The sequence below is a fragment of the Streptomyces sp. NPDC041135 genome, assembly GCF_055592085.1.
Map to the genome: position 1 here is coordinate 59221 of NZ_JBVIYZ010000013.1, position 25079 is coordinate 84299.

The window sequence follows — 25079 nt, forward strand, 5'->3', positions numbered from 1 at the left end:
GCAGTCCCCGTTCCGTACGTCTCCTGCGTGCGCTCAGCAGGTCTTGGACGCGGTCGTGCCCTTGATGCAGTCGCCGACCTTGTTGGCGCCGTCGCTCAGCGCGGCGTTGAGGATGGCGGCCACCACGCCGACGATCGCCACGACGACCGCGGAGATGATGACCCACTCCACCGCGGAGGCACCGCGGTCGAGTTCGCCGGAGCGGGCGCGCTCGACGCGGCCCTGGAGGAAGGTGACCAGGAAGTCCACGGCCGGGATCCCGGTAAAGACGTTCCGTCCGTTCATGATGGGTTGTCCTCTCGAAACAGCAGTTGGCAGAAGGTCGGGAAGCGGCTCACACCTGGAAGACCCGCATCGCCGCCGGGAAGATCAGGAACACCAGGAAACCGGCGCACAGCAGCAGCTGGGCCACGAGCATCGACTGCGACTTCTCACCCGCGCTGCCCTCGATCTCGGCGAGTTCGCGGTGCCGCATGGTCTCGGCGCGCGAGGCGAGCGACTCGCGCACCTTGGCCCCGTCGTCGGCGACCAGGGCCAGGGAGGCGGAGAGGTCCTTCAGCTCCTCCACGCCCAGTTCCTCACCGAGCGCGCCGAGCGCCTGCCACTGGCTGACGCCGGTGATCCGGGCGTCGGCGAGGGCGCTGCGGATGCGCTGGTTGGCCCAGCCGTCGGAGACCTCGGCGGCGGCCATCAGCGCCTCGGGCAGGCCCCGGCCACCGGCCAGGCTCATCGACACCAGGTCCAGATAGGCGCCGATCACCCGCCTGAGGTCCCGGCGCTTGGCGGCCGCGTCCCGCCGTACCTCGAGGTCGGGCAGGAAGAAGAACACGGCGGCGCACAGCAGGGCCAGCCAGACCGGGATGGCCGGGCTGGAGCCGAAGCCCAGCGTCCACACCACGGCGAACAGCAGCGGACCGAAGAACAGCCCGGCCACGCCCAGCAGCACCTTCGTCGCCAGGAACTTCTCCCAGCCGCGGTTCAGCACCGCCAGGTCGGCGCGCTGCGAGCGCTGCTCCCAGCCCTGCTGGAGGTAGAACTGGGCCACGCGGGCGCCGACCTGGGACCGCAGCGAGCCGAGGCGTCCGGTGTCCCGGGCCGGCCGCGCGGACTCGTACGCCGATCCCCGCGCCCGCATCGCGTCGATCCGGGCGACCTGCGCCACGGCGCTGCGCTTGGCCGGCACCAGGGCGCGGATGAGGGCGTAGACACCGAGGCCGAAGATGACACCGACCACGACGGGCATCGTCAGGCTCATCGCCGCACCCCCTCTCCCGGCGCGGACGGCGCCGACTGCCCGGACTGGGCCTGCTGCTGGGACGACGGTTGCTGGGACGGCTGCTGCTGCGGCACCTGGTGCTGACCGGGCGGGCGCGGACGGACGAACTGCACCGACGGCTCGTCCCGGACCAGGAACCGTTCGGGTGTCTCGATGGTGGACAGCTTGCGCAGCCACCAGAAGCCGAGGGCGAACAGGGCGCACACGAGGGCCAGGACGAGCTGCCCGACGGCGGTGCCGTACGGCTCGACGAAGTCGCGGTTGAAGACGGCGAGTCCGAGGACGAAGGCGACGGAGACGGCGACCACGATCTGCACCGAGCGGCGCGTGGAGGCGCGCTGGGCCATCACGCGCTGACGCATGTCGACCTCCTCGCGCGCCGACTTGGCGAGCGCGCCGAGGACCTGGCGCAGACCCGGCCCGCGCAGGCGGGCGTTGAGGATCAGCGCCGCGACGATGATGTCGGCCGAGGCGTCGTCGATCTCGTCGGCGAGCAGTTGCAGGGCCTCCGGGAGCGGCGTGCGGGAGCGCAGCCGGTCGACCAGGGCGTCGAGGTGCGGGCGCAGCACGGGCGCGGCGGCCCGCGCGGACGCCGGGATGGCCTGCTCCAGGCCCACCGCGCCGGCGATGGTGTCGCGCAGGGACTCCGTCCAGGAGGCGAGGGCCTCCACGCGGCGCATGGCGGAGCGTTCCTCGGCGGCGCCGCCGAAGAGGCGGTCCCAGAAGAAGACGAGGATGCCGGCGGCGAGACCGGCCACCGTCCAGCGGGTCAGCAGCAGCACGGCGAGTCCGACGAGCGCGGCGAGCGAGCCGCGCCGCCCGGCGAACCGGATCAGCTCCGCCGCCCGCTCGTTGGCCTTCTGCTTCTCGTGCGCGGGCTTGGCGGGCAGGCCGCGCAGGGCGACGAGGAGCAGGCCGAGGCCGCCGCCGACGGCGACCCCGCAGCCGAGGGCGTACAGGACGGTGGTGGAGAACAGTCCGCCGAGGGAGCCGAGCGGGGCGAGGGCCGCGTACGCCGTACCGTGCGCGCCGTGCGCACTCGCGCCGTGCATGACGCTCATGCCGCTCACCCCCAGGCCCCGTGCGGCTGGTAGCCGTAGGCCATCAGGTCCTCCAGGCAGGCTATGGGGGCGTGCGGGACCACCCGGGCGTCGGGGGTCTCGGCGAACACCTCGCTGGACAGGACGCGGCCGTCGACGCCGTTGACCTCGCGCACGGAGGTGACCACGCGCTGGAGGCGGCCGCCGGACTGGTAGTCGTTGCGCCGCTGGATGAAGACGACGAAGTTCACCGCGCCCGCGATCAGCATCTGGCTGGCCTCGATGGGCAGCCGCTCCGTGGCCTGCAACGCGTACGTCGAGATGCGGTTGAAGACCTCGCTGGAGCTGTTGGCGTGGATCGTGGACAGCGAGCCGTCGTTGCCCTGCGACATCGCGTTGAGCATGGTGACGATCTCGTCGCCGAGCACCTCGCCGACGATGACCCGGGAGGGGTTCATGCGCAGGCTGCGGCGGACGAGTTCGGCCATGCCGATGGCGCCCTGGCCCTCGGAGTTGGGCAGCCGCTCCTCGAACGCGACGACGTTGGGGTGCAGGTCGGCGAAGGTGTCGAGCCCCAGTTCCAGCGCCCGCTCCACGGTGATGAGCCGTTCGTGCGGCGGGATCTCGTTGGCGAGCGCGCGCAGCAGTGTCGTCTTGCCGGCGTTGGTGGCGCCCGCGATCATGATGTTCTTGCGGGCGCGGACCGCGCAGGCCAGGAAGTGGCCGAGTTCCGGGGTGAGGGTGCCGTTGCCGACGAGGTCGGAGATGAAGACCTTGCCCATGCGGGCGCGGCGGATGGACAGCGCGGGCCGCCGGGCGACGTCCATCACGGCCGACAGCCGGGAGCCGTCGGGCAGCCGCAGGTCGAGCTGGGGGTTGGCGGAGTCGAAGGGCCGGGAGGACAGACCGGAGTAGGCGCCCAGCACCTGGATCAGCTCGATGAGTTCCTCGTCGGTCTCGGCGACCGGCTCCCCCCGGGTCTCACGCCCGTCGGAGTAGCCGACGAAGACCTGGTCGCACCCGTTGATGTCGATGTTCTCGACCTCGGGGTCGTCCAGCAGCGGCTGCAACCGCCCCACGCCGAACAGCGCCGCGTGCACGGCGGCCGCGTACTGCTCCTCCGTCTCGGCGTCCAGCGGGGTGCGGCCGGCGTTGATCTCCGCGCGGGCGTACTCCTCCAGGATCTGGGCGATGACCGCGCGGGCGTACTGCCGCTCGTCCTCCGTGGACATCGGCGGTACGCCGCCCACCTGGTCGAGGCGGCGCTGCTCGGCGATACGGTCGCCGGCCTCCTGCCGGAACCGCTTGACCAACTGGTGGTCGACAGCGGTCATCGACCGGCCTCCGCGTGGCCCTGGTACGGCTCCGGGTGCTGCGGTGCGTGCTGCTGCGCCTGCTGCTGCTGAGGTTCGGGGTGCTGCGGGTGGTGCGGCGGGCCGGCCTGGGCGGAGACGGCCCAGGCGGCGCCGTACTGCTGGTGGAGGTCGGCGGTGATCTTGCGGGCCGAGCGGATCAGCAGCGACTTGTCGAGCCGGCCGCGCTTGCGGCCGGCGAGCTGGTCGGCGCCGGCGGGGTCGGCGGCGAGGGTGCCGACGACCCGGGCGCCGGTCTGGGAGTGCACCAGCATGTCGTTGACCTGGTTGACCAGCTTGGCGGAGCTGCCCGGGTCGGTGATCAGCACGACCCCGATGAGCGGGGTGGCGAGGGCCGCGGCGCCGCGCGGGCCGCCGTGCAGCTTGGCGGAGAGGGCGGCGGCCCGGTCCCGGACCCGGGCGAGGGCCTCGGGCTCGGTACGGGAGACGAGCAGCACGAGCGCGGCGTGCGGGAACAGGTCGACGGCCGGGGTGTCGCCGCTGATCCGGCCGCAGTCGGCGATGACGTCGGCGGGGGCGTGCGGGGAGTCGGCGAGCGCGGCGAAGGCGCGGCCCAGGGTGGGCCAGAGCCCGGTGAACCCGGTGGCCTGCTCGGCGATGCCCAGCCCGACCAGCACCTCGAGGCCGCCGCTGAGCGGCTGCGCGTGGTCCCAGAGCTGGTCCGGCACCAGTCCGCGGCGGGCGGTCGCGGCTATCGACAGCATGCCGGTGTTGGGGTTGAGCGGTCCGCCGTGCGCGGCGGCGCTGCGGTAGACCAGGTCACCGCCCGCCGGGTCGGTCTCGGCGAGCAGGACCCGGCGCGGCCAGACGGCGGCGAGGGCGACGGCGGCCGTGGTGACGCCGGGCGAGCCCTTGTCGGCGGCGAGAGCGATGAGCGCCATGGGGTGTGTGCCGCCTTCTAGTTGCCGGTGCCGGGGATGTGCACGACGGCCACCGCACCGGCGGCGGCGGCACGCGCCAGGGCGGCGGCGTCGGACCGGTCGACGAGGAGGGTGAGCGAGAGGTTGCCGGTGCTCACGGTGGCGTCGCTGTCGTCGGCCACCTTGCTGACCTTCGCGGTGCCGCTGAGCATGCTGCCGGCGGAGCCGCTCTTGTCGGTACCGGAGGAACCGGAAGCGGTGGAGGAGGTGGAGGAGGTCGAGCCGGGGCTGTCGACGTTGTAGACGGCCACGGTGTCACCGGCCTTGATGTCGGCCGGGTACTGGCCCTCCTTCAGCGCGACGCCCACCGAGGCCTTGCCGGCCGGCAGGGAGGCGCCCTCGGCGAACATCTCGCCCACGACGACCGTGCCCTGGTAGATCGTGGACTTGGCCTTCAGGGTCTTCAGGAGGTCGAGCTGCTTCCAGCGGATGTAGTGGATGCCGCTGTCCTCGGCGACCATCACGGAGGTCACGTCACTGTCCTCGACGGACTCGCCGGCCTCGACCTGCTTCGTCACCTTGACGACCTCGATCCGGTCCCCGGCCCGCAGCACGAGCGTCGTCGCCCCGAGCGCGCCGAGCAGGATCAGCAGTACGGCGAGCGCGGCCAGCGCGGGTTTGCGCTCACGGGGCGGCGTGGGAAGGCGGTCACCGACCGACGGCTGAGCGGGAGCGGCGACCCGGCCGGCGCCCGCCCCCGTACGCTCCTGGATCTTCACGCAACCGCTCCCCGTACACCCAAGACTCTGTCTGCCAGTTTCCGTGCATAAGCGGACACCGCACCCCCCGAACGTCCCGGCAGACTCCCCGGGTCACGCTGGACGCACCGCCCGACCTGGTCGGATACCCAGCGCCGGAGTGAGTGTCAAGCGAACGCACCGTATCAGCCGCACATAAGCCCCTCAAGGCACGTTACGACTCCCCGTCCCCGCGCATCCCGGCTTTCCACTCCGCAACGCCGGTGCCGTCCAGCCCCGTTGAGCAAAGCCCACCCCCGGCCCCGCCCCTGTGCGCCAGCGAACCCACCCCGCTCCCCGCTCCCTCTCCCCTCACGCACCACCCACCAGCCCTGCACGTTTCACCCACGCGTGCGGTACGTCACACGGGGCGGGGACGCGGGGTGCGGGTGAGGGAGTGAACGTCCGGGACGGGGAGTTGACGCCCGCGGCGGGGGGCGGGTCGGTGCCGCCCTCGGGCCGACCTCCGCCTTCCCGTGCCCGCGTGCCGAAGCGGGGGGCGGCAGCGGCTGAGAAGGAGTGGTCACGGGTGAGTTCGCGTCGGTGACACCGCGAATTCCGCCGATACCGTCTGTGCGCTCGGTTGCACATCCGTCCCCCCGGGAGCCCCCGTTGAAGCGTCGCCCTCTGCCCGTCGCCGCCGCGCTCACCGCAGCCGCGGCCGTTCTGCTCACCGGGTGCGGTGGGGGTGGCGGCGGTTCCGAGGACGGGGGCGACGACAGGATCGCCGGTGCGGACAGCGGCAGCGTGGCGTCCGCGTCGCCGAGCCCGTCACCAGCAGATGCCCGCCGCCCGGGCATGACCCTTCCGAGTGATGTCACGGAGACCTTCGAGAGCTGGAAGACCGGGGACGCCACCAAGGACGCGATCCTGGCGGATGCGGGCCGGGCGCAGACGGCCGTCACCTACGCCGTCACGCAGGACGATCCCGAGTCGCCGGCGCTGGGCTTCTACCAGGCCGGTACGGCGCTCGCGAACAGCCGGGACTGGGTCAGGTCGATCGTCGACAGCGGTTCCACCTACTCGGGCTCGGTCCGCTACTACGCGGCCAGGATCAGCGTGTTCGACGAGAAGTCGGCCGGTGTCTCCTACTGCGCCGACGAGAGCAGGGCGTTCAACAAGAACCGGAAGACGGGCAAGGTCGACAGGGTGCCGGTGACGTCCGCGTCCTACGTGCTCTACAGCACCCGGCTGGAGTTGACCGGCCAGGGCGTGTGGCAGACGACGAAGCTGGCGTCGCAGCGGGGCAACAAGGCGTGCACGCCGTGAGGGTGACGTACCGCGGGCTCGCCCTGGGGGCGCTCACCGGCACGCTGGCCCTGCTGCCCGGAACGGCCTTCGCATGGGGCACCGCGGGCGGGTCGAACGGCCGGACCGCGAACACCGGTGGCGGGCGGAACGGCACCAGCATCGTCTCCCGCGTCACGTTCAGCGGTGCCACCGCCGGCGCGAAGGCGAACGCCGAAGGTGGCGGCAACGTCCGGCCCGTGACCGGCTGGACCCCGCCCGCCTGCTGGTACGAGCCGCGCGGGGCCGAGGAGTTCGCCCGGTACGTGGAGGACGTGTACGACGAGACGATGAACACGCCGGGCCAGCACAGCTATGCCAAGGCGGCCGTCGGCATGTTCCGCCAGGACTACAAGGACGGCACCTACCGGAACTACAACCTGGACAAGGCGAACGAGGGCACCTGGTGGGTCGCCGTCGTCGACCAGGCCCGCTGGATGGAACCCGCCGCCCAGGTCTGCGACAAGCAGCCCTTCTGGGTGAAGCACGGTGACAGACCGCCGGTGAACAACATGGCCACCCCGAAGATCCTGGCCGAACTCGCCTACGCGCAGGCCGAGCTGCCGCCCACCGAGGTCTCTCTCGCCCCGCGTCGGACCACCAAGGTCAACCTGGCCACCTGGGCCTGGCTGGACAGGGCCCGCTTCAAGGAGGTCTCCGTCACCGCCTCCCTGAACGTGGCCGGCCTCGCCATCCGGGCCACGACCACCGCCGAGCCCGTCGCCCTCACCCTCCAGCCCGGCACCGCCGACGCCGAGACCTTCCCCGCCTCCGGACGGTGCGCCGTCACCGCCGACGGCACCATCGGCGAGCCCTACGCCACCGGCAGGGCCGACCAGGACCCGCCCTGCGGACTCACCTACCTGCGCTCCTCGGGCGACGGCACGTACAGGATGCGAGCCACCGTCACCTGGAAGATCACCTGGTCGGGCACCGACGGCACGGGCGGCGACCTGCCCGACGGGACGTTCGGCACCACGCGGGAGGTCACGGTGCAGGAGATCCAGTCCGTCAACCGGTGACCGCCCGTACCCCACCGGTCGGCGTACCGGGCGACGCAAAGACCTCACATCCCCTTGCTCCCGCTTGGGACGCTAATCACCCGTTCCTGCGAGCGGGCCGCGCCTGGCACCGGACCTCGCCACAGAGCTACCGTCCATACCTCGATGGAACTGGTGTCACACGGGGAGCTGACCATGAAGCACCTTGCGCCCGCATTCGCCGACGTCGCGACGACCGCGCCAACCGCGGCCGCCCCTCGGACAAGGGGCTGATCAGCGCGATGGCCGACGACTCGGATCTCATCGTCAACGTCGACCTCCTCGTCGAGTCGGAGTCTCAGCTGAAGAGCATTCAGAAGGAGCTCATGAATCTCGGCCACCGCAGGGACGACATGCGCCCCTACTGGGGCAGCGACAAGATCGCGGACAAAATGGACGACTTCGTCGACAACTGGGACGACTATCGCGGCAAGATGCTGGACAGCGTCAAGACCGTGGGCGAGTTGGTGAAGTCCACCATCGACGGTTTCACCGGGCTGGACGCCCAGCTCGCGGATGAGCTGCGAAAGGCGAGGAAAGGCAAGAAGTGAGCGCAACGTCGAAGCCACGCCCCCGTGACTGGCATCCGCTCGCCGAATCCGATCCCGTACCGGGCGATCCGGAGGAGATCCGCGATGAGGTCAGGCACATGATCTCTGTCGCAGAGAAGCTCCGGGGGCAAGCGAAGGTTCTTCGTGGCATCAAGAGCGACAACGAACTGAAGGGGAAATACGCCAGCAAGCTGCGCGATGAGTCGGAAGTCCTCGAGAAACACCTTCGTGAGGTCGCCGAGCGGTACGAACACGTCCATGGCCATCTGACCAACTGGGCCAACGAACTGGAAGACTTCCAGTCGGACGCCGACAAGGTTCTGGCGAACGCCAAGCGCGAGCAGGACGAGCTGGAGGCCGACAAGGCCAAGAAGGAGTCCGGCGACAAGGGCGCCCAGCATCCGCACGAGAGCGGGCGGGAAGAGGACCCGCTGCGGAAGTTCCGCGAACAGCTCGAACGCATCACCGGCGATCGCGACGATCGTGCGGCGTATTACGCCCACAAGATCGGCGGTCAGTTGAACGATGTCATCAAGGACAGCACCTGGGACAACATCAAGGGCTGGGTCCACGACAACGCGAAGTGGATCAAGATCGTCCTGGATGGCCTGGGCTGGGTCGCGACCATCGCCGGCATCGTCGCCATCTGGATCCCGGGGCTGAATCTCCTCGTCCTCGGGATCGCCGTGCTGACCATTCTTGCGAGATCCATGCTGGTCGCATCAGGCGACGCGTCATGGACTGATCTGATCTTCGATGTCGGAGGCCTGCTGTTGATGGGCGTCGGCCGCGGGGGCCTCGCCATGCTCAAGGGTGCCAACAGGGTCACGAGTGCGGCCGCGCAGACCACGCGGACTGCCGGGCTCAAGGCCGGCCTCAGGGCCCACAGGGGGATGCTGGACGATCTGGGCAAGGCGATGGCGAACAGTCAGGGCACCGCAGCCCGGCAGTTCTTCTCGGACCTGCGCACCTACACTCTCAAGAAGATCTCCCGGGAGGCGGGACTGGTCTCCAAGGCACCGACCGAGGTCTCCACGGTCTCCAAGTGGCTGCACCTGGGCGATGACGAGGCGGCCGGCTTGTTCGGCCAGCTACGGACCAACAAGGGAGTCTTCCCGGATGCCGTCTCCGGAGGAGCTTCCACGATGGGACATGTGGGCTACGGAATGTCGATGACCGCCGCATACGGTGGCATGGGAGTCGACGTCGTCGACAAGTCACTCAGTCAGAGCGACTCCGTCGGCTGGCTGGCCCAGGAAGGCCTGCTCCCCGGGGACAAACCGTATAACGAGGGCTACAACACGTGGAAGGGGAGCGGTTGGATGCCCGCTCCGGACACTCATTGGTGAGCACGAACGCATGCGCCGAGGCTGTCGGAAGACGTGACAGGAAAAGCAGGAGACATGGCTGAGTCCCTCAGAGATCACATGGGTACCGGTGCGAACTTCAGGGCGCGCATGACGATCATCGGCGCTCTCGTGTCCATCGGTCCGCTGATCGTGTGCTCCCTCCTGATCCCCAGCTCCGGTCGGCCGGCCCTCTTCTGGGTCTACTGGGTGCTGCTGTCCGGTTGCCTGCTCCACCTCCTGTGGATCTTGGCGCAGCACCCCACGCCCAGCAGACGGCCGCCCTTGCTGACGCGTGACCTCGCCATGGGCTGGGCGATCCTCTTGCCCAGCCTCATCAGTTCCTTCTGGCCCGGGATCATCGGCGCACCGCTGTTCACCGTGCTCGTCGGCGCGACCTCGGTCGCTGAGAAGATGCGGAACCGTAGTGTCAGCTCCTGAGCGATCCGTGGAGTCCACCGCTTCTCCCACGGGCTTCAACGTCGTACCACCGCCAGGGTGGGACACCATCCCTCTTCAGGCAGGGACCGACGAGGCCGTCCACCGGATCGTCGGGAAGTCCGTGTCCCAGCTACCTGCCGACTTTCCCCGGGACGACATCCCGAAAGCTCGGATGCGGCTGACGAAGGAACTGCGAGAGACGGTGCGGAAGGCGCGTGAGTCCGACGGACTGACGCTGTACCTGCCCGTCGAACGCATTCACGGGATGATCATCCCGGCCTCCTTCATCGCATCGAAACCGATGGGACCGCCGACGGAGAACAGCGATCCGGAGGCGATGCTCGTCGATCTCGCTCGTGAAGCCGACGACGCCTCCCCTCGGACACTTGACGGCACGTCCGCCCTGCGGACCACGCGGAGTCTTCCAGCGGACCCGGACAAGGGTGTGGACGTGCCTTCCTGGCGCGTGCAGTACCTCGTGCCGATCCCGAACTGCAGGCCGGCCCAGTGGCTGACCTTCTCCTTCAGCACCCTGATCGTGCCTGATGTGGACGCTGAGTTCACCGTGACCCTGGGTGAGTTGTTCGACGCCGTGATGACCACTTTCCGCTGGAGTTACTCATGATGATCGTCGACACCGACTCCGACCCGGCGGTGTGGTTCCACATGCCTCTGGGGACCGGCAGGCGTGAGTTCGCGGAGTGGCTCGACCTGCAACTCGACGCGACCGCCCTGCTCCACCAGCGCAAGCTCACCTGGGGTGAGAAGCGGCAGCTGAAGAAATTTCTGGAGCACTCCGCTTCGTCCCTGCACCGCAGTGTCGGGGCCGAGCAGGCGTTCCTGTTCGGGCCGATCCCGCCGGATGCCGCTCCGTTGGTGTTCTTCACCAAGCAGTTCGCCTGCGACGAGGAGCACAGCGCGGTGCACTTGAGCATGCTGGCCGAGCCCGACCCGGCGACCGCCGCCGCGAGCCAGCGTGTCGAGACCGTTCCCTTCGTCTCACCCCACTTCGGTGAGGGTCTGCGGTGCCTGCGCAGTTGGGCGACGCCTGACGGTGGCCTGATGCTGTCCGTGGCCTACGCCTGGAACGACCCCGCCCAGGACATCGATCTCGTCCTCAAGGGGCACTACGACGACCCTGCCGTCCTGGAGTCGTCCTTCGACGCCATCGACGACTTCGCCCGCAGTCTCCGCCTCAGGCCGGCCCCCCGAGGCTGACGGGAGCAGGCGCTGCCGTCCCGCGTGCGCGTGCCGTCTCGGCGGCTGTGCTCGAAGGGGCGGTCCAGGACGAACCGGCTGATGACGTAATGCCCGACGAGTCCCTTCCCCGGAACACGTCCACCATGGGACGAGCGGTGCGGCGGCCGGTGAGCCGCCGCACCGTCGACCGGGAACGGTCGCGCCTACTTGCTCCGCGCCGCCTTAGCCAGCTCGTCGTCGATCTGCTCGAACTTGTCCGCGGCCGTGGTCAGGTAGTCGCCCATGCCGTCGAGGCCGTCCAGCGTGTCCTTCGTGCCGCGGACGAACTCGTCGAAGTTCTCGTCGAAGGCCTTGGAGGAGCTCTTCGTGACGTAGCCGGACTCGACCAGGTTGGCGATGTACTTGCGCAGGCCGTCCAGCTTCTCCTGGAGCTTTTCCTTCTCCTTCACGACGTGCTTGGCCGCGTCGCGCATGTCCTGGTATGTGATGTCCAGGTCCTTGGCCATGAAGCCGCTCCCTCGTCAATACGCCGCAGGGCCAACCCCCGTGGCTCCCTGTCACTGCTGAGGCAGCAGCTTACGGGCGAGGCCTGAGGTGTCACATCCCGGAGGGAACGAGGGGGACGACACCCCGGCCCGGCCCGGCGGGGCGGCCGATATCGTTGCCGCTATCGTCGCTTGCACTGTGACCAGCGGGAGGGAACGCGGTCGCAGCGGCCTGGGGAGGACGAGCGTGCGCCTGACTCTGACCGTCGTCGACCCGTTCGGCGGGGGCACCGCCGACGTCGTGCTCGACGCCGATCCCGAGTCCACCGTGGAGGACGTCGCCCGGGAACTCGCCAGGCAGGTCGGCGTGGGCGGCGGTGCGCAGGTGATCCCGATCGGGCAGCACCAGGTGCCCGCCGGGGGTGCGCCGATGGTGTACGTCGACGGGTACGCCGTCGACCCGGCCGCCACGGTCGTCGGGTCGCCGCTGCGCGAGGGCGCCGTGGTCAGTCTCCAGGACCCGGCCGGCTGTCTGCCGGGCGAGCCGACCGGGCTGGTCGAACTGCGGGTCGTGGGCGGGCCGGCGGCCGGGTCCGTGCACCGGCTCGGCGTCGGGCGCTACGACATCGGCAGCGGGCCGGCGTCGTACGTGCGCGTCGACGACCCGGAAGTGGGCGCGCGGGCCCTGACGTTGTCGGTCGCGACCGACGGGACCTGCCGGGTGGCCGTGCACGGCGACCGGGACGCGGTGACGCTGGACGGGGCCGTGCCGGAGGGCGACGACTGGCCGCTCGGCGCGCAGGTCGCCCTCGGCAACACCCTGCTGGAGCTGGCCCGTTACAGCCCGCCCGACGCCGCGCTGAAGTGGTCGGAGGACGGTGTCGGGCTCGACTACAACCGGCCGCCCCGGCTGCGCCCGCCGGACCGGCAGACCACGTTCCGGCTGCCGTCGCCGCCCCGCGAGTACGAGGCCCGGCCGCTGCCCTGGCTGATGGCGCTCACCCCGCTGGTGGGGTCGGTGGTGTCGGTGCTGATCTTCCACCGCTGGTACTACCTGATCATGGCGGGGCTCAGTCCCGTGCTGCTGTTCGCCAACTACTTCATGGACAAGAAGCACGGGCGCACCTCCCACGCCAAGCAGGTCAAGGAGTACAAGGAGCAGAAGGCGCGGATCGAGGGGGACGCCCGGGACGCGCTCGTCGCGGAGCGGCGGGACCGGCGGCACGCGATACCCGACCCCGCGGCCGTGCTGTCCCTGGGGACCGGGCCGCGGACCAGGCTGTGGGAGCGGCGGCGCACCGACCGGGACCACCTGCTGATCCGGGTGGGGACCGGGCGGCTGCCGTCGGAGGTCGTGCTCGACGACCCCGAGCAGGACGACCACCGCCGGCAGGTCACCTGGCACATCGAGGACGCGCCGGTGGCGCTGTCGCTCAGGTCGCTCGGGGTGATCGGCATGGCGGGGCCGGGTGACTCCGCGCGGGCCATGGGGCGGTGGGCGGTGGCGCAGAGCGCGGCGCTGCACAGCCCGATGGACGTGCAGGTCTACGTGCTGAGCGAGCAGAGCGCCCGGGACGGCTGGGACTGGGTGCGGTGGCTGCCGCACGCGCGGCCCGGCGGCGGGCAGGACGTCAACGTCCTCATCGGCACCGACGCCGAGACGGTCGGTGCCCGGATCGGCGAGCTGACGCAGATCCTCGACGCCCGTAAGAAGGCCGCCGAGCAGAGCCGCGCCCAGGGCGTCTCCTTCGGCGATCCCGACATCGTCGTCGTGTGGGACGGCTCGCGGCGGCTGCGGTCGCTGCCGGGTGCGGTACGGCTGCTGCGCGAGGGGCCGGCGGTGGGGATGTACGCCGTCTGCCTGGACGCCGAGGAGCGGTTCCTGCCGGGCGAGTGCCAGGCGTTCGTGGTGGCCGAGCCCCGGGCGCGGGAGTACGGCACGGGGGACGGTGAGCCCGGCGGGCAGGCGCTCCCGCCGCAGCCGGCCGGCGGCCTTCCGCCCCTGCCCTCCGCCTCCCCCGCCCACTCGTCCTCCTCCCCGGCCTCCCCGGCGTTCCCGTCCTTCCAGGCCTGGCACACCGCCGGGACGCCCGTCGAACAGGCCCAGCAGGCACAGGAGTTGCGGCTGCGGGTGGAGGAGGCGGGGGCCGAGCGGATCACGGACGTACGGCCCGACTTCGTCTCCGCCCCCTGGTGTCTGCGGCTGGCCCGCGCGCTGGCCCCGCTGCGGGACATCAGCGGGGAGACCGAGGACTCCGCGCTGCCCGCGTCGAGCCGGCTGCTGGACGTGCTGGGGCTGGAACCGCCGACCCGGGACGCGATCGTGGCGCGCTGGCGGATGGGCGGGCAGTCGACGCTCGCCGTGATCGGTGAGTCCTACGACGGCCCCTTCGGCATCGACCTGCGCAAGGACGGGCCGCACGGCCTGATCGCCGGTACGACGGGTTCGGGCAAGTCGGAGCTGCTCCAGACGATCGTCGCCTCGCTGGCCGTGGCGAACACGCCGGAGAACATGACGTTCGTGCTGGTCGACTACAAGGGCGGCTCGGCGTTCAAGGACTGCGTCAAACTGCCGCACACCGTCGGCATGGTGACCGACCTCGACGCGCATCTCGTGGAGCGGGCGCTGGAGTCGCTGGGCGCGGAGCTGAAGCGGCGCGAGCACATCCTGGCCGCCGCCGACGCCAAGGACATAGAGGACTACCAGGATCTGGTGCGCCGCGACCCCTCGCACCGGCCGGTGCCCCGGCTGCTGATCGTCATCGACGAGTTCGCCTCGATGGTGCGCGACCTGCCGGACTTCGTCACCGGTCTGGTCAACATCGCCCAGCGGGGCCGTTCGCTGGGCATCCACCTGCTGCTCGCCACGCAGCGGCCCAGCGGTGTCGTCTCCCCGGAGATCCGGGCCAACACCAACCTGCGGATCGCGCTGCGCGTGACGGACGGCGGGGAGTCGTCCGACGTCATCGACTCGCCCGAGGCCGGGCACATCTCCAAGAACACCCCGGGCCGGGCGTACGTCCGCCTCGGGCACGCCTCCCTGGTGCCGTTCCAGTCCGGCCGCGTCGGCGGCCGCCGCCCCGGGGCCGCCGATCCGGCCGCGCTCGCGCCCTGGGCGGGCGAGCTGAGCTGGGCGGATCTCGGCCGGGCGGCGGTGGCGAAGCCGAAGTCCGAGGCACGCGAGGACGAGGAGATCACCGATCTGAAGGTGCTCGTGGACGCGGTCCGCGACGCCGGGCGGGCGCTCGCCATCCCCGCGCAGCACAGCCCCTGGCTGCCCGCGCTGTCCGAGACGCTGCTGCTGGACGAGATCGACACCCCGGTCGCCGCCCTCGCCCCGGGCAGGCTGCCGCCGGCGCCGTACGGCGTCGAGGACCTGCCCGCCGACCAGGCGCGCCGCCCGGTGGTCGTGGACTTCTCGGTGTTCGGGCACCTCATGATCGGCGGCGCCCCGCGCAGCGGCCGTTCGCAGGTGCTGCGGACCATCGCGGCCTCGCTGGCGCGCACGCACTCCTGCGCGGACGTGCATCTGTACGGCATCGACTGCGGCAACGGCGCGCTCAACGCGCTGACGCGGCTGCCGCACTGCGGCGCGGTCGTCGGCCGCAACCAGACCGAGCGGGTGGTCCGCCTGGTCGGCCGGCTCAAGGGCGAACTCTCCCGGCGCCAGGACCTGCTGGCGGAGCAGGGGTACGCGGACATCGGTGAGCAGCGGGCGGCGGCGCCGCAGGAGGAGCGGCTGCCGCACATCGTGGTGCTGCTGGACCGGTGGGAGGGCTGGGTGCCCACGCTGGGCGAGCTGGACCACGGCTCCCTGACCGACGAGCTGACGACGATGATGCGGGAGGGCGCGAGCGTCGGCATCCACCTGGTGCTCACCGGTGACCGCACGCTGCTGGTGGGCCGGATCGCCACGCTCACCGAGGACAAGTACGGGCTGCGGCTGGCCGACCGCAGCGACTTCGCGACCCTCGGCATCCCCACCCGCAAGGTGCCGGAGGAGATACCTCCGGGGCGGGCGTTCCGCAACGAGTCCGGTACGGAGACCCAGTTCGCGCTGCTCGCCGAGGACACCACCGGGCAGGGGCAGGCGGCCGCGATCGCGGCGATCGGCGAGGCGGCGGCGGCCCGTGACGCGGGCGTGCCGCGCGCCCGCCGCCCGTTCCGGGTGGACAGCCTGCCCAGCCGGATCTCCTTCGACGACGCCTGGGAGATGCGCGATCCGCGGGCCTCGGGGTCGCGGCTGTGGGCGCTGGCGGGCATCGGCGGCGACGAGATCACCGGCTTCGGGCCCGATCTGGGGCAGGGCGTGCCGTCGTTCGTCATCGCTGGACCGGCGAAGTCCGGCCGCTCGACGGTGCTGATGAACGTCGCCCGGTCGTTCCTCGCGCAGGGCGTGCGACTGGTCGTGGCGGCGCCCCGGCAGTCCCCGCTGCGCGCGCTGGACGGCACGGAGGGCGTGCTGAAGGTGTACACCGGCGACGACATCGACGAGGACGACTTCGAGGAGGTCGTCGACTCGGCGTCGGTGGAGGAGCCGGTCGCCGTGCTCGTCGACGACGGCGAGATCCTGGAGGACTGCGACGCCGGGTCCCAGCTGAAGCGCATCGTCTCGCGGGGCGCCGAACGCGGTCTCGCCCTCGTCATCGCCGGTGACGAGGAGGACGTGTGCAGCGGGTTCTCCGGCTGGCAGGTGGAGGCGAAGAAGGCCCGCCGGGGCATCCTGCTGTCCCCGCAGGAGTCGTCGAGCGGGGAGCTGATCGGCGTCCGGCTGTCGCGGAGCATGGTCGGCGGCCAGGTGGTCCCGGGCAAGGGCATGCTGCACCTCGGCGACGGCGAACTGCGCACCGTGGTCGTCCCGGGCTGACCGCCCGGGCCCTCCCCGACCGGCTACCCCACCTTGGACATCCGGGCCACCGGGTTGCCCTCGGCGGAGCTGTCGGAGCGGTATTCGAGGTCGTCGCCGACGGGGGTGAGCCGCACGGTGTGCGGGGCCGGGTTGCAGCCGTCGTGGTTGTCCTTCGCGCCCACGGAGGTGGCGGTGATCCGGGTACCGGTGACCGACGTGACCGTGAGGACGTCCGTGCAGACGCCGCCGAGCTGGTCGGTCTGCCGCACCCGGCCCAGCTCCTGGCCGACGGCGGCCCGGTGGACGGTGATCCGGAAGGTGCCGATGGGCAGCCGGCCGTCGAGGGCGGAGCCCTGGCCCTCCCAGGTGCCGAGGTAGCGGTCGGGTACGGCGGTGGCAGTGGGGGTGGCGGTGGGGGCGGGGCCGGCGGAGGAGCTGGACCCGGTGCTCGGCGCGGTGCTGTACCCGGCGCTGGGCCCGGTGCTCGGCGCGGTGCTGGGCCCGTCGCCGGGCGTGCCGCCGGCCGTGGCGTCGGGCGGCGCGGAGTGGGCGTGGCCGCTGCCGCCGGCCTCGGTGTCGTCGTGGCCGGTCAGCGGCCGCAGCAGGAAGCCCAGGCCGACACTGACCGCGGCCAGCGCCCCGGCGACGGCCAGCGCCACCGTGCAGCTCACCCGCCGGCCCCGGCCCCCTTCGCCGGGCGCGGCGGCGGCCGCCACCGTCACGGAGACCTTGCCGGGCCGCTCCCCGGTCGCGGGGGAGGCGGCGGCCGGTCCGGGGTCGTCGGAGCGGCGGGGCCGCGGCGGCGCGGTGGGCGGCTGCGGGGGTGCCGAGGGCGCGGCGGGCGGGAACTCGGCGGGCGCCTGCCCCGGTGCCGTCACGGGCGCCGCCGGTCCCATCACCGGCGCGGGGCCGAACACCCCGGTGGCCGCTCCGACGCCCGAAGGGCCGCCCACCGAAGGGCTGGTGAAGCCCAGCGGGCCGGACAGCGGCCCGTCCGCCGCCTCCAGGTTGAGCAGCTGTACGGCGCTGCGGCTGACCTGCTCCACCACCGCGCCCGGCAGCCAGCCCGCGGCGACCAGCCGGGCCGCTCCCTGCGGTGCGAGCCGCCGGGCCAGCTCGCCGGGGGCGGGCCGGGCGGCCGGGTCCTTGGCCAGGCAGGCCTCCGCCAGCTCCCGCAGCTCCCCGCTCAGCCCGCCCAGTTCCGGCGGCTCGTGGACGACCTTGTACAGCAGCGCGGCCGAGGAGTCGCCGGGGAAGGGCGGTTCGCCGGTGGCCGCGTACGCCAGTACGGCGCCGAGGGAGAACACGTCGGCGGCGCCGGTGGCGGCCTGGCCGAGGATCTGCTCCGGGGACATGTAGCCGGGGGAGCCGACGGAGACGCCGGAGGCGGTCAGGGAGGCGGTGGCGGACATGGCGCGGGCGATGCCGAAGTCGATGAGGAGCGGACCGTCGAGGCAGAGCAGCACGTTGGACGGCTTGACGTCCCGGTGCACCAGGCCCAGGTCGTGGACGGCGGCCAGCGCCTCGGCGAGGCCCGCGCCCAGCACCCGTACGCAGTGGCCGGGCAGCGGTCCGCCGGTGGTGACCGCGGCGGCCAGCGAGGGGCCGGCCGCGTAGGCGGTGGCGACCCAGGGCACGGGCGCGTCGGCGTCGGCGTCCAGCACCGGCGCGGTCCAGGCACCGCCCACCCGGCGCGCGGCCTCCACCTCCCGCCGGAACCGGGCGCGGAACTGCTCGTCCAGCGCGAAGTGCGGGTGGACCATCTTCACCGCGACCGTGCGGCCCCCCGCGCTGCGGCCGAGGTAGACCCGGCCCATCCCGCCGGCCCCGAGCCGGCCGAGCAGCCGGTAGGGCCCGACGGCGGCCGGTTCACCGGCTCCGAGCGGCTGCATGGCGCCACACCTCTCCCCCTGGGTCCACGACGGGTCCATGGACCCGTCGCCGAAGACCCTACGGCTGGAGCAGCTCCACCTTCACGTCCCCGGGGAAGCCGGTCGTGGGACCGACCCGCCGCGCGAACTCGGTGACGGCCTCCAGCTGCGGGCCGCCGAGGCTGAAGTCGAGGGTGGTGAAGTACTCCGCCAGGGTCGGCTCGTCGAAGGCCTCCCAGCGGGCGGCCTGCTCGGCGACCTTGCCGACCTCCTCCAGGGACAGGTTGCGGGAGGCGAGGAACGCCTCGTGCACCTGCCGGGTGATCTCCGGCTCGCGCTCCAGGTAGTCGCGCCGGGCCGCCCACACCGCGAAGACGAACGGCAGCCCCGTCCACTCCTTCCACAGCGCGCCCAGGTCGTGCACGGCGAGCCCGTAGCGCGGCCCGTCGAGCAGGTTGGCCCGCAGCGCGGCGTCACCGATGAGGACGGCCGCCTCGGCCTCCTGCATCATCAGGCTGAGGTCGGGCGGGCAGGTGTAGTACTCGGGCCGGACGCCGAACCGGTCCGCCAGCAGCAGCTGGGCCAGCCGGACCGAGGTCCGCGAGGTCGAGCCCAGGGCGACCCGGCGGCCGTCGAGCTGGTCCAGCGGGACCTGGGAGACGATCACGCACGACATCACGGGGCCGTCGCAGCCGACGGCGATGTCGGGGAAGGCGACGAGGTCGTCCGCGTTGCGCAGGAACTCCACGAGAGTGATCGGCCCGATGTCGAGGTCGCCGCGGACCAACTGCTCGCTGAGCTTCTCGGGGGTGTCCTTGGTCAGCTCGAAGTCGAGGAGGGTGCCGGTTCTCGCGAGCCCCCAGTACAGGGGCAGGCAGTTCAGGAACTGGATGTGGCCGACGCGCGGCCGGGTGCGAGAATTGTCCACATCGCGAGACTAGACCCCGTGGAGTACGGTGCAGGGACCGGCCCCACCGTCAACCCTTTCGACCCGTGGTTCAAACATCCGGGTGACGTGATCTTTCCCTCTGTTGCTTCCGGCTGCCCGCATGCTAGGCTCGCCGCAAGTTGCAGTTTGGTTTCCCTTGCAGTACAGAGCCTGCGGAGCATGTAACCGCGGGCTCTCGTCGTTTTCAGATGAATGCAGTTGTGCAGCACCGTTTCGCACGCGCAGGTTCTGGAGCAGGGCAACCCTTTTGGGCCCAAGGAGGGCTTATGGCTACCGGAACCGTTAAGTGGTTCAACGCCGAAAAGGGCTTTGGCTTCATCGCCCAGGACGGCGGCGGCCCCGACGTCTTCGTCCACTACTCCGCGATCAACGCCTCCGGGTTCCGCTCCCTCGAGGAGAACCAGCAGGTGAACTTCGACGTGACGCAGGGCCCGAAGGGTCCGCAGGCGGAGAACGTCACCCCGGTCTGATCTCTGCCTGATCGCAGAACCTGAGTGCAGTACCCAAGGAGCCCCACGCCGTACGGCGACGGGGCTCCTGCCTTTTGCCTCCGGCGGTGGGGCAGCGTGGTCAGAGGACGCCGAGGAAGGCCGCCCAGGTGGCCGGGGTCACGGTGAGGTGCGGGGCGCTGGGCCGCTGCTTCGAGTCACGGATGTGTACGGCGGTGGGGTGGGGGGCGACCTCGACGCAATCGCCGCCCTCGCCGTCGCTGTGGCTGGATTTTTGCCAGGTGTAGGCGAGTTCGAGGCACTCTCCGCCTCCGCCGCTGCTGTAACTGCTCTTGAACCAGCTGAGTTCGACACTGCTCATAGTCGTCCCCGTAGTCCCTCAATCAAGTCCAGCGACTCACTGGGACGCAGGGCCTGTGCTCTCAGGAGCCCGTAGCGTTCGGCCAAGACGCTCACTTCTTCCGCGTCGGTGATGAGCCGTGGATACGTGTGGATCTCCACGTACGCTACCTGCTCCCCTTTGCGGACCGTCAGTAGGTTGAAGGGACCGTCCAGACTGGGCTGTTCGGGACGGTCCATGGGCATGACCTGAATCTCGACGGTCCGCAGACTGCCGATCCGGAGCAGGTTCTCCAGCTGACCCCTGTGCACCGCTCGGCCACCCACCGGGCGCAGCAATACGCTCTCGTCGAGTACGAAACTGAAGGTGGCGGACGGCCAGTTGTCGAACTTCTGCTGGCGAGCCATCCGGTCGGCCACCCGCTTTGTGATCGCCTCCTCACCCAGCAAGGGGCGCCACTGCGAGAACACCGCCTCGGCGTAGCCCTCGGTCTGAAGAAGCCCGGGCACCAGCAGGTTGTTGTAGACGTGCAGGGCCGAGGCCTGCTCCTCAAGCGCCGCATAGCCTCGATACCACTCCGGATGCCGCGTCCGCGACCTCGTCATCGCCTCCTCGACCTGGGGGATGACCTCCGTGAAGAGCCCCTCCGCGCCGAGGATCTGGTCCGCCCGCTGGAGGAACTCCGGCCTCGGCGTCCGCACCCCGCGCTCCACCGCCGAGATCTGGTCGGGGCCGTAGCCCACCATGCTGCCGAACTCCCGCTGATTCAGCCCCGCCCGCTCCCGCAGCAGCCGCAACTGCTTGCCGAGGACGACGAAGACCGCCGCCGACCCGTTGGCCTCCGCCGGTGTCTCCGGCCTCCGCTCCTCCGTCACGCCACCCTCCGACAAGCCGTACACCGGACGTACCGCACCCGTACGACTACGCACCGTCGCCGGGTCTCCCCTGGTCAGCGTAGGGAGAACCCGCCACGCTCGGTGACGTGAACGTAGAAATCTCCACCCACCGGGACGAACTCGTGCAGCGGCTGAGCGCGACGCCGCGCGGTGCCCGGCTGGCCCGCAGGCTGACCGGCACCGCGCTCGCCGGCTGGGGGCACCCCCATGACAGCGACCTCAGCCACACCGCCCAGCTCGTCGTCGCCGAACTCGCGGCGAACGCCGTCACCCACGGCCGGGTCCCGGGACGGGACTTCGAGCTGCGGGTGCTGCTGGCGCGGGACCGGGACGTGCTGCGGGTCGAGGTGAGCGACAGCCGGGACGACCGCGCCCTGCGGTTCCTGGACGGTGGCCCGCTGGACGAGCACGGCCGGGGCCTGATCGTCGTACAGGTGCTCGCGAAGCGGTGGGGGGTGTCCGGACGGAGCGTCGGCAAGACGGTCTGGGCGGAGCTGCCGCTCGGCCCCGGGAGCCGTCAGCTGCCGTAGAGGCCTTCCACCTCCGCCGCGAAGTCCCGCAGGACGTGGTCGCGGCGGAGTTTCATCGACGGGGTGAGGTGGCCCGCCTCCTCGGTGAAGTCCACCGGCAGGACCGCGAAGCGGCGGATGGACTCCGGGCGGGAGACGAGCCTGTTCGCCTCGTCCACCGCCCGCTGGAGGACCGCGGTCAGCTCGGGGTCGTCGAGGAGGAGTTCCGCCGGCACCGGGTGCTTGCCGATCATCTGGCGCCAGTGGGTGATGCCGTCGGGGTCGAGCGTGATGAGCGCGCCCACGTACGGACGGCCGTCGCCGACCAGCATCACCTGGGAGATCAGCGGGTGCCGGCGCAGCCAGTTCTCCAGCGGGGCCGGGGCGACGGACTTGCCGCCCGCGGTGATGAGGAGTTCCTTCTTGCGGCCGGTGATGGTCAGATAACCCTCGTCGTCCAGTTCGCCGAGGTCGCCGGTGGCCAGCCAGCCGTCGCGGGTGGCGGGGACCACGCCGCCCGCCTGCGGGTCCCAGTAACCGCGCAGCACGTGGTCGCCGGCCAGCAGGATCTCGCCGTCCGCCGCGATCCGCACCCGGGTGCCGGGCATCGGCCAGCCGACCGTGCCCAGACGGGGCTTGAGGGGCGGGGTGACGGTGGAGGCGCCGGTGGTCTCGGTGAGGCCGTAGCCCTCGTAGATCTCGATGCCCGCGCCGGCGTAGAACGCGGCGAGGCCCGGGTCCAGCGGGGAGCCGCCGCAGATCGCGTAGCGGACCCGGCCTCCCATGGCCGCGCGGATCTTGCGGTAGACGAGCGGGTCGTAGAAGGCGCGGGATGTCTTCAGGGCGCGGCCCGGGCCGTGGCCGGTGCCGGTCTGGCGGCCCTCCAGTGCCTCGCCGTAGCGCCGGGCCACGGTCGACGCGCGGTCGAAGACGGCCGCCCGGCCGCCCGCCTCCGCCTTGGCCCGGGCGGAGTTGTAGACCTTCTCCAGCATGTAGGGGATGGTCAGCAGCGCGGTCGGCCGGAAGGCGGCCAGGTCCGGGAGCAGGTCGTCGGCCTTGAGGCTCGGCGCGTGGCCCAGCCGTGCCCGGGCCCGTACGCAGGCGATGGCCACCATCCGGCCGAAGACGTGGGACATGGGCAGGAAGAGCAGGACCGACGGGTCCTCGTCCCTGGCCTTGAAGATCGGGTGGAGGAGTTCGACGGCGTTGTCGACCTCGGCGAAGAAGTTGCCGTGGGAGAGGGCGCAGCCCTTGGGGCGGCCGGTGGTGCCGGAGGTGTAGATGAGGGTGGCGAGGGTGTCGGGGCCCAGCATGCCGCGCCGTACGGCCACTTCGCCGTCGGGTATCCCGGTGCCCAGTTCGCCGAGCCGTTCGACGTGTTCCTTCTCCATCACCCACAGGTGCCGCAGGTCGGGGATGTGGCCGAGTTCGGGGCCGAGGGCGGCGGCCTGCGCGACCGTCTCCGTGACCAGGGCGACCGCGCCGGAGTCCTGGAGGATCCAGCGGGTCTGGAAGACGGAGGAGGTGGGGTAGACGGGCACGGTGACCAGGCCGGCGGCCCAGGCGGCGAAGTCGAGGAGCGTCCACTCGTAGGTCGTCCTGGCCATGATGGCGATCCGGTCGCCGGGTACCAGACCCTCGCCGATCAGCCCCTTGGCCAGCGCCAGGACCTGTTCGGCGAACCGGGCCGCCGTCACGTCCGCCCACTGCCCGCCGGGCAGCCGGCGGCTGAGGACGACCTTCGCGGGGTCCGCCTCCGCGTTCTCGAACGGCAGGTCGGCGAGCGAGCCGTGCGTGACCGTGGGCGCGAACGGCGGTACGGACGCCTCCCGCACCGCCCCGTCCAGCCGCTGGACCACGGGCGGCACGAGGACCGGTTCGCCGTCGTAGTCGGTGGCCGAGACGGTCGCGCCCGAGGAGAGGGGGTTGTGCGGATACGGGGTGGACACGGGGGCGGCTCCTCGGGCGTGCAGCGGTGCACCGTTTGCTGCATGACGTACGTGCCCCGGTTACCGGGGCGTTCACCGCGGGCGACCGGGGGCAGGTGTTACCGGCGGTTGAGCAGGTGAGCGTACGGCCCCGCTGTGGCGGGCTTGTGCGGTTTCCGGGATGGTCCGGGGCCGGGGCTGTGCAATGTCGGGGATCAGATGAGGGGTGTTCAGGTTCGGTGGGGCCGGGCGCGGCCGAGCGGGGCGCGGCCGCGCGGGCCGGGTGCGGTCAGGGCCGCTCCAGGATCGCCGTGACGCCCTGTCCGCCCGCCGCGCAGATGGAGATCAGCCCCTTGCCGGGGCCCTCCCGTTCGGCGAGCAGCTTGGCCAGCGTGGCCACGATCCGCGCGCCGGTCGCCGCGAAGGGGTGCCCGGTCGCCAGGGACGAGCCGGCGACGTTCAGCCGGGCGCGGTCCACCGGCGCGAGGCCCCGCTTCTCCCAGGCGGCCAGGGTGGCCAGCACCTGGGAGGCGAAGGCCTCGTGGATCTCGACGAGGTCGAAGTCGGACAGGTCGAGGCCGGTGCGCTCCAGCAGGCGCGGGACCGCGTACGCCGGTGCCATCAGCAGGCCGTCCTCGCCGTCCGCCACGTCGCCCCGCACGAAGTCCACGGCGGCCGTCTCGTACGCGGTCAGGTAGGCCAGGGGCGTCAGGCCGCGCGCCTCGGCCCACTCCTCGGACGCCAGCAGCACCAGGGCCGAACCGTCCGTCAGCGGCGTCGAGTTGCCGGCCGTCATGGTCGGCTCGGGGTCCTTGAGCCCGAACACCGGCTTCAGGCGGGCCAGTTTCTCCACGGTGGAGTCCGGCCGCAGGTTCTGGTCCCGCTCCAGGCTCCGGAAGGGCACCACCAGGTCCGTGAAGAAGCCGCGTTCGTAGGCGGCGGCGAGGCGCTGGTGGCTGGCCGCCGCGAGGGCGTCCTGGGCCTCGCGGGTGATGCCCCAGGCCCGGGCCGTCACCGCCGCGTGCTCGCCCATCGACAGGCCCGTGCGCGGCTCGGCGTTGCGCGGGATGTCGGGGACGAGGTGGCCGGGGCGGATCCTGGCCAGCGCCTTCAGGCGGGCGGTTGCCGTCCGGGCCCGGCGGGCCTCCAGCAGGATGCGGCGCAGCTCGTCGTTGACGCCGAGGGGCGCGTCGCTCGCCGTGTCGGCGCCGCCCGCGACGGCCGACTCGGTCTGGCCGAGGGCGATCTTGTTGGCGGCGGCGATGACGGCCTGGAGGCCGGTGCCGCAGGCCTGCTGGATGTCGTAGGCCGGGGTGCGCGGATCGAGCCGGGAGCCGAGGACCGTCTCGCGGGCGAGGTTGAAGTCCCGGCTGTGCTTGAGGACGGCGCCGGCGACGAACTCGCCCACGGCGCCGGGGTCTTCGAGGCCGTGGCGCTCGACCAGGGCGTCGAGGGCCGCCGTCAGCATCTCCTGGTCGGACGCGGTGGCGTACGGGCCGTCGGAGCGGGCGAACGGGACGCGGGTGCCGCCGATCACCGCGACCCGGCGCGACCGAGGGGGCTGAAGGGTACTCATCTCGACCTGCTCCTCA

At 71.7% G+C, this 25079-nt stretch carries 23 protein-coding genes; 10 read left to right on the forward strand and 13 right to left on the reverse strand.

Annotated elements, in window-relative coordinates; all coding sequences use genetic code 11:
• Nucleotides 1-33 precede the first annotated feature (33 nt).
• From ACZ6CZ_RS26445 to ACZ6CZ_RS26470, 6 genes are read right to left on the reverse strand one after another with little or no spacing between them, the layout of a single operon-like run.
• Nucleotides 34-285, reverse strand: a complete 252-nt coding sequence (locus tag ACZ6CZ_RS26445) for a hypothetical protein (RefSeq protein WP_469025795.1) — start codon at nucleotides 283-285, stop codon at nucleotides 34-36.
• 49 nt (nucleotides 286-334) lie between these two features.
• Nucleotides 335-1255, reverse strand: a complete 921-nt coding sequence (locus ACZ6CZ_RS26450; RefSeq protein ID WP_469025798.1) for a type II secretion system F family protein — start codon at nucleotides 1253-1255, stop codon at nucleotides 335-337.
• Complete coding sequence (locus tag ACZ6CZ_RS26455) at nucleotides 1252-2337, reverse strand: type II secretion system F family protein (RefSeq protein ID WP_469025801.1); 1086 nt, start codon at nucleotides 2335-2337, stop codon at nucleotides 1252-1254. The genes ACZ6CZ_RS26450 and ACZ6CZ_RS26455 overlap by 4 nt, the downstream gene beginning before the upstream one ends.
• Before the next feature lie 5 nt (nucleotides 2338-2342).
• Nucleotides 2343-3650: a CpaF family protein gene (locus ACZ6CZ_RS26460; protein WP_469025804.1), complete on the reverse strand. Its 1308-nt coding sequence runs from the start codon at nucleotides 3648-3650 to the stop codon at nucleotides 2343-2345.
• Nucleotides 3647-4570 carry a hypothetical protein gene (locus tag ACZ6CZ_RS26465; protein WP_469025806.1) on the reverse strand — a complete coding sequence of 308 codons (924 nt, stop codon included), beginning with the start codon at nucleotides 4568-4570 and terminating at the stop codon, nucleotides 3647-3649. The genes ACZ6CZ_RS26460 and ACZ6CZ_RS26465 overlap by 4 nt, the downstream gene beginning before the upstream one ends.
• 17 nt (nucleotides 4571-4587) lie before the next feature.
• The gene (locus ACZ6CZ_RS26470; protein WP_469025808.1) at nucleotides 4588-5328 is read right to left on the reverse strand and encodes a hypothetical protein; all 741 of its coding nucleotides are present in this window, start codon (nucleotides 5326-5328) and stop codon (nucleotides 4588-4590) included.
• A gap of 630 nt (nucleotides 5329-5958) precedes the next feature.
• Between ACZ6CZ_RS26470 and ACZ6CZ_RS26475 the strand changes: the two genes are divergently transcribed.
• From ACZ6CZ_RS26475 to ACZ6CZ_RS26505, 7 genes are all read left to right on the forward strand, one after another.
• The gene (locus ACZ6CZ_RS26475; RefSeq protein ID WP_469025811.1) at nucleotides 5959-6615 is read left to right on the forward strand and encodes a hypothetical protein; all 657 of its coding nucleotides are present in this window, start codon (nucleotides 5959-5961) and stop codon (nucleotides 6613-6615) included.
• Complete coding sequence (locus ACZ6CZ_RS26480) at nucleotides 6612-7655, forward strand: hypothetical protein (RefSeq protein WP_469025813.1); 1044 nt, start codon at nucleotides 6612-6614, stop codon at nucleotides 7653-7655. Before ACZ6CZ_RS26475 ends, ACZ6CZ_RS26480 begins: the two co-directional genes overlap by 4 nt.
• A 260-nt stretch (nucleotides 7656-7915) precedes the next feature.
• Nucleotides 7916-8224 (forward strand): hypothetical protein, encoded by a 309-nt coding sequence (locus ACZ6CZ_RS26485; RefSeq protein WP_469025814.1) that lies wholly within the window; start codon nucleotides 7916-7918, stop codon nucleotides 8222-8224.
• Nucleotides 8221-9573 (forward strand): hypothetical protein, encoded by a 1353-nt coding sequence (locus ACZ6CZ_RS26490; protein WP_469025816.1) that lies wholly within the window; start codon nucleotides 8221-8223, stop codon nucleotides 9571-9573. Before ACZ6CZ_RS26485 ends, ACZ6CZ_RS26490 begins: the two co-directional genes overlap by 4 nt.
• A 54-nt stretch (nucleotides 9574-9627) precedes the next feature.
• Entirely contained in the window at nucleotides 9628-10011 is a 384-nt protein-coding gene (locus ACZ6CZ_RS26495; protein WP_469025819.1) for a hypothetical protein, read from the forward strand.
• A gap of 7 nt (nucleotides 10012-10018) precedes the next feature.
• Nucleotides 10019-10636 (forward strand): hypothetical protein, encoded by a 618-nt coding sequence (locus ACZ6CZ_RS26500; protein WP_469025821.1) that lies wholly within the window; start codon nucleotides 10019-10021, stop codon nucleotides 10634-10636.
• Nucleotides 10633-11229, forward strand: coding sequence for a hypothetical protein (locus ACZ6CZ_RS26505; protein ID WP_469025824.1), 597 nt, complete (start codon nucleotides 10633-10635; stop codon nucleotides 11227-11229). The genes ACZ6CZ_RS26500 and ACZ6CZ_RS26505 overlap by 4 nt, the downstream gene beginning before the upstream one ends.
• A gap of 185 nt (nucleotides 11230-11414) precedes the next feature.
• Here the strand turns inward: ACZ6CZ_RS26505 and ACZ6CZ_RS26510 are convergent, their stop codons facing one another.
• The gene (locus ACZ6CZ_RS26510) at nucleotides 11415-11717 is read right to left on the reverse strand and encodes a WXG100 family type VII secretion target (RefSeq protein ID WP_469025826.1); all 303 of its coding nucleotides are present in this window, start codon (nucleotides 11715-11717) and stop codon (nucleotides 11415-11417) included.
• A gap of 226 nt (nucleotides 11718-11943) precedes the next feature.
• On the opposite strand from ACZ6CZ_RS26510, the gene ACZ6CZ_RS26515 reads away from it, so the two are divergent.
• Nucleotides 11944-16563 carry an FtsK/SpoIIIE domain-containing protein gene (locus ACZ6CZ_RS26515; protein ID WP_469025829.1) on the forward strand — a complete coding sequence of 1540 codons (4620 nt, stop codon included), beginning with the start codon at nucleotides 11944-11946 and terminating at the stop codon, nucleotides 16561-16563.
• Between the two features lie 23 nt (nucleotides 16564-16586).
• Here the strand turns inward: ACZ6CZ_RS26515 and ACZ6CZ_RS26520 are convergent, their stop codons facing one another.
• Nucleotides 16587-18437 carry a serine/threonine-protein kinase gene (locus tag ACZ6CZ_RS26520; protein ID WP_469025831.1) on the reverse strand — a complete coding sequence of 617 codons (1851 nt, stop codon included), beginning with the start codon at nucleotides 18435-18437 and terminating at the stop codon, nucleotides 16587-16589.
• 58 nt (nucleotides 18438-18495) lie between these two features.
• On the reverse strand, nucleotides 18496-19344 hold the full coding sequence (locus ACZ6CZ_RS26525) for a menaquinone biosynthetic enzyme MqnA/MqnD family protein (protein WP_469025833.1): 849 nt from the start codon (nucleotides 19342-19344) through the stop codon (nucleotides 18496-18498).
• Between the two features lie 287 nt (nucleotides 19345-19631).
• On the opposite strand from ACZ6CZ_RS26525, the gene ACZ6CZ_RS26530 reads away from it, so the two are divergent.
• Nucleotides 19632-19835, forward strand: coding sequence for a cold-shock protein (locus ACZ6CZ_RS26530; RefSeq protein WP_003984261.1), 204 nt, complete (start codon nucleotides 19632-19634; stop codon nucleotides 19833-19835).
• 100 nt (nucleotides 19836-19935) lie between these two features.
• Here ACZ6CZ_RS26530 and ACZ6CZ_RS26535 read toward each other — a convergent pair whose 3' ends face one another.
• Nucleotides 19936-20175 (reverse strand): DUF397 domain-containing protein, encoded by a 240-nt coding sequence (locus ACZ6CZ_RS26535; RefSeq protein WP_469025835.1) that lies wholly within the window; start codon nucleotides 20173-20175, stop codon nucleotides 19936-19938.
• Nucleotides 20172-21029 (reverse strand): helix-turn-helix domain-containing protein, encoded by an 858-nt coding sequence (locus ACZ6CZ_RS26540; protein ID WP_469025838.1) that lies wholly within the window; start codon nucleotides 21027-21029, stop codon nucleotides 20172-20174. Before ACZ6CZ_RS26540 ends, ACZ6CZ_RS26535 begins: the two co-directional genes overlap by 4 nt.
• 107 nt (nucleotides 21030-21136) lie before the next feature.
• On the opposite strand from ACZ6CZ_RS26540, the gene ACZ6CZ_RS26545 reads away from it, so the two are divergent.
• Nucleotides 21137-21580, forward strand: a complete 444-nt coding sequence (locus ACZ6CZ_RS26545; RefSeq protein ID WP_469025841.1) for an ATP-binding protein — start codon at nucleotides 21137-21139, stop codon at nucleotides 21578-21580.
• Here the strand turns inward: ACZ6CZ_RS26545 and ACZ6CZ_RS26550 are convergent.
• Together ACZ6CZ_RS26550 and ACZ6CZ_RS26555 are read right to left on the reverse strand one after the other, a co-directional pair.
• Nucleotides 21568-23508, reverse strand: a complete 1941-nt coding sequence (locus ACZ6CZ_RS26550) for an AMP-dependent synthetase/ligase (protein WP_469025843.1) — start codon at nucleotides 23506-23508, stop codon at nucleotides 21568-21570. The two genes, ACZ6CZ_RS26545 and ACZ6CZ_RS26550, sit on opposite strands and share 13 nt — an antisense overlap.
• A gap of 268 nt (nucleotides 23509-23776) precedes the next feature.
• Nucleotides 23777-25063 (reverse strand): acetyl-CoA C-acetyltransferase, encoded by a 1287-nt coding sequence (locus ACZ6CZ_RS26555; RefSeq protein ID WP_469025845.1) that lies wholly within the window; start codon nucleotides 25061-25063, stop codon nucleotides 23777-23779.
• Nucleotides 25064-25079: the final 16 nt, after the last annotated feature.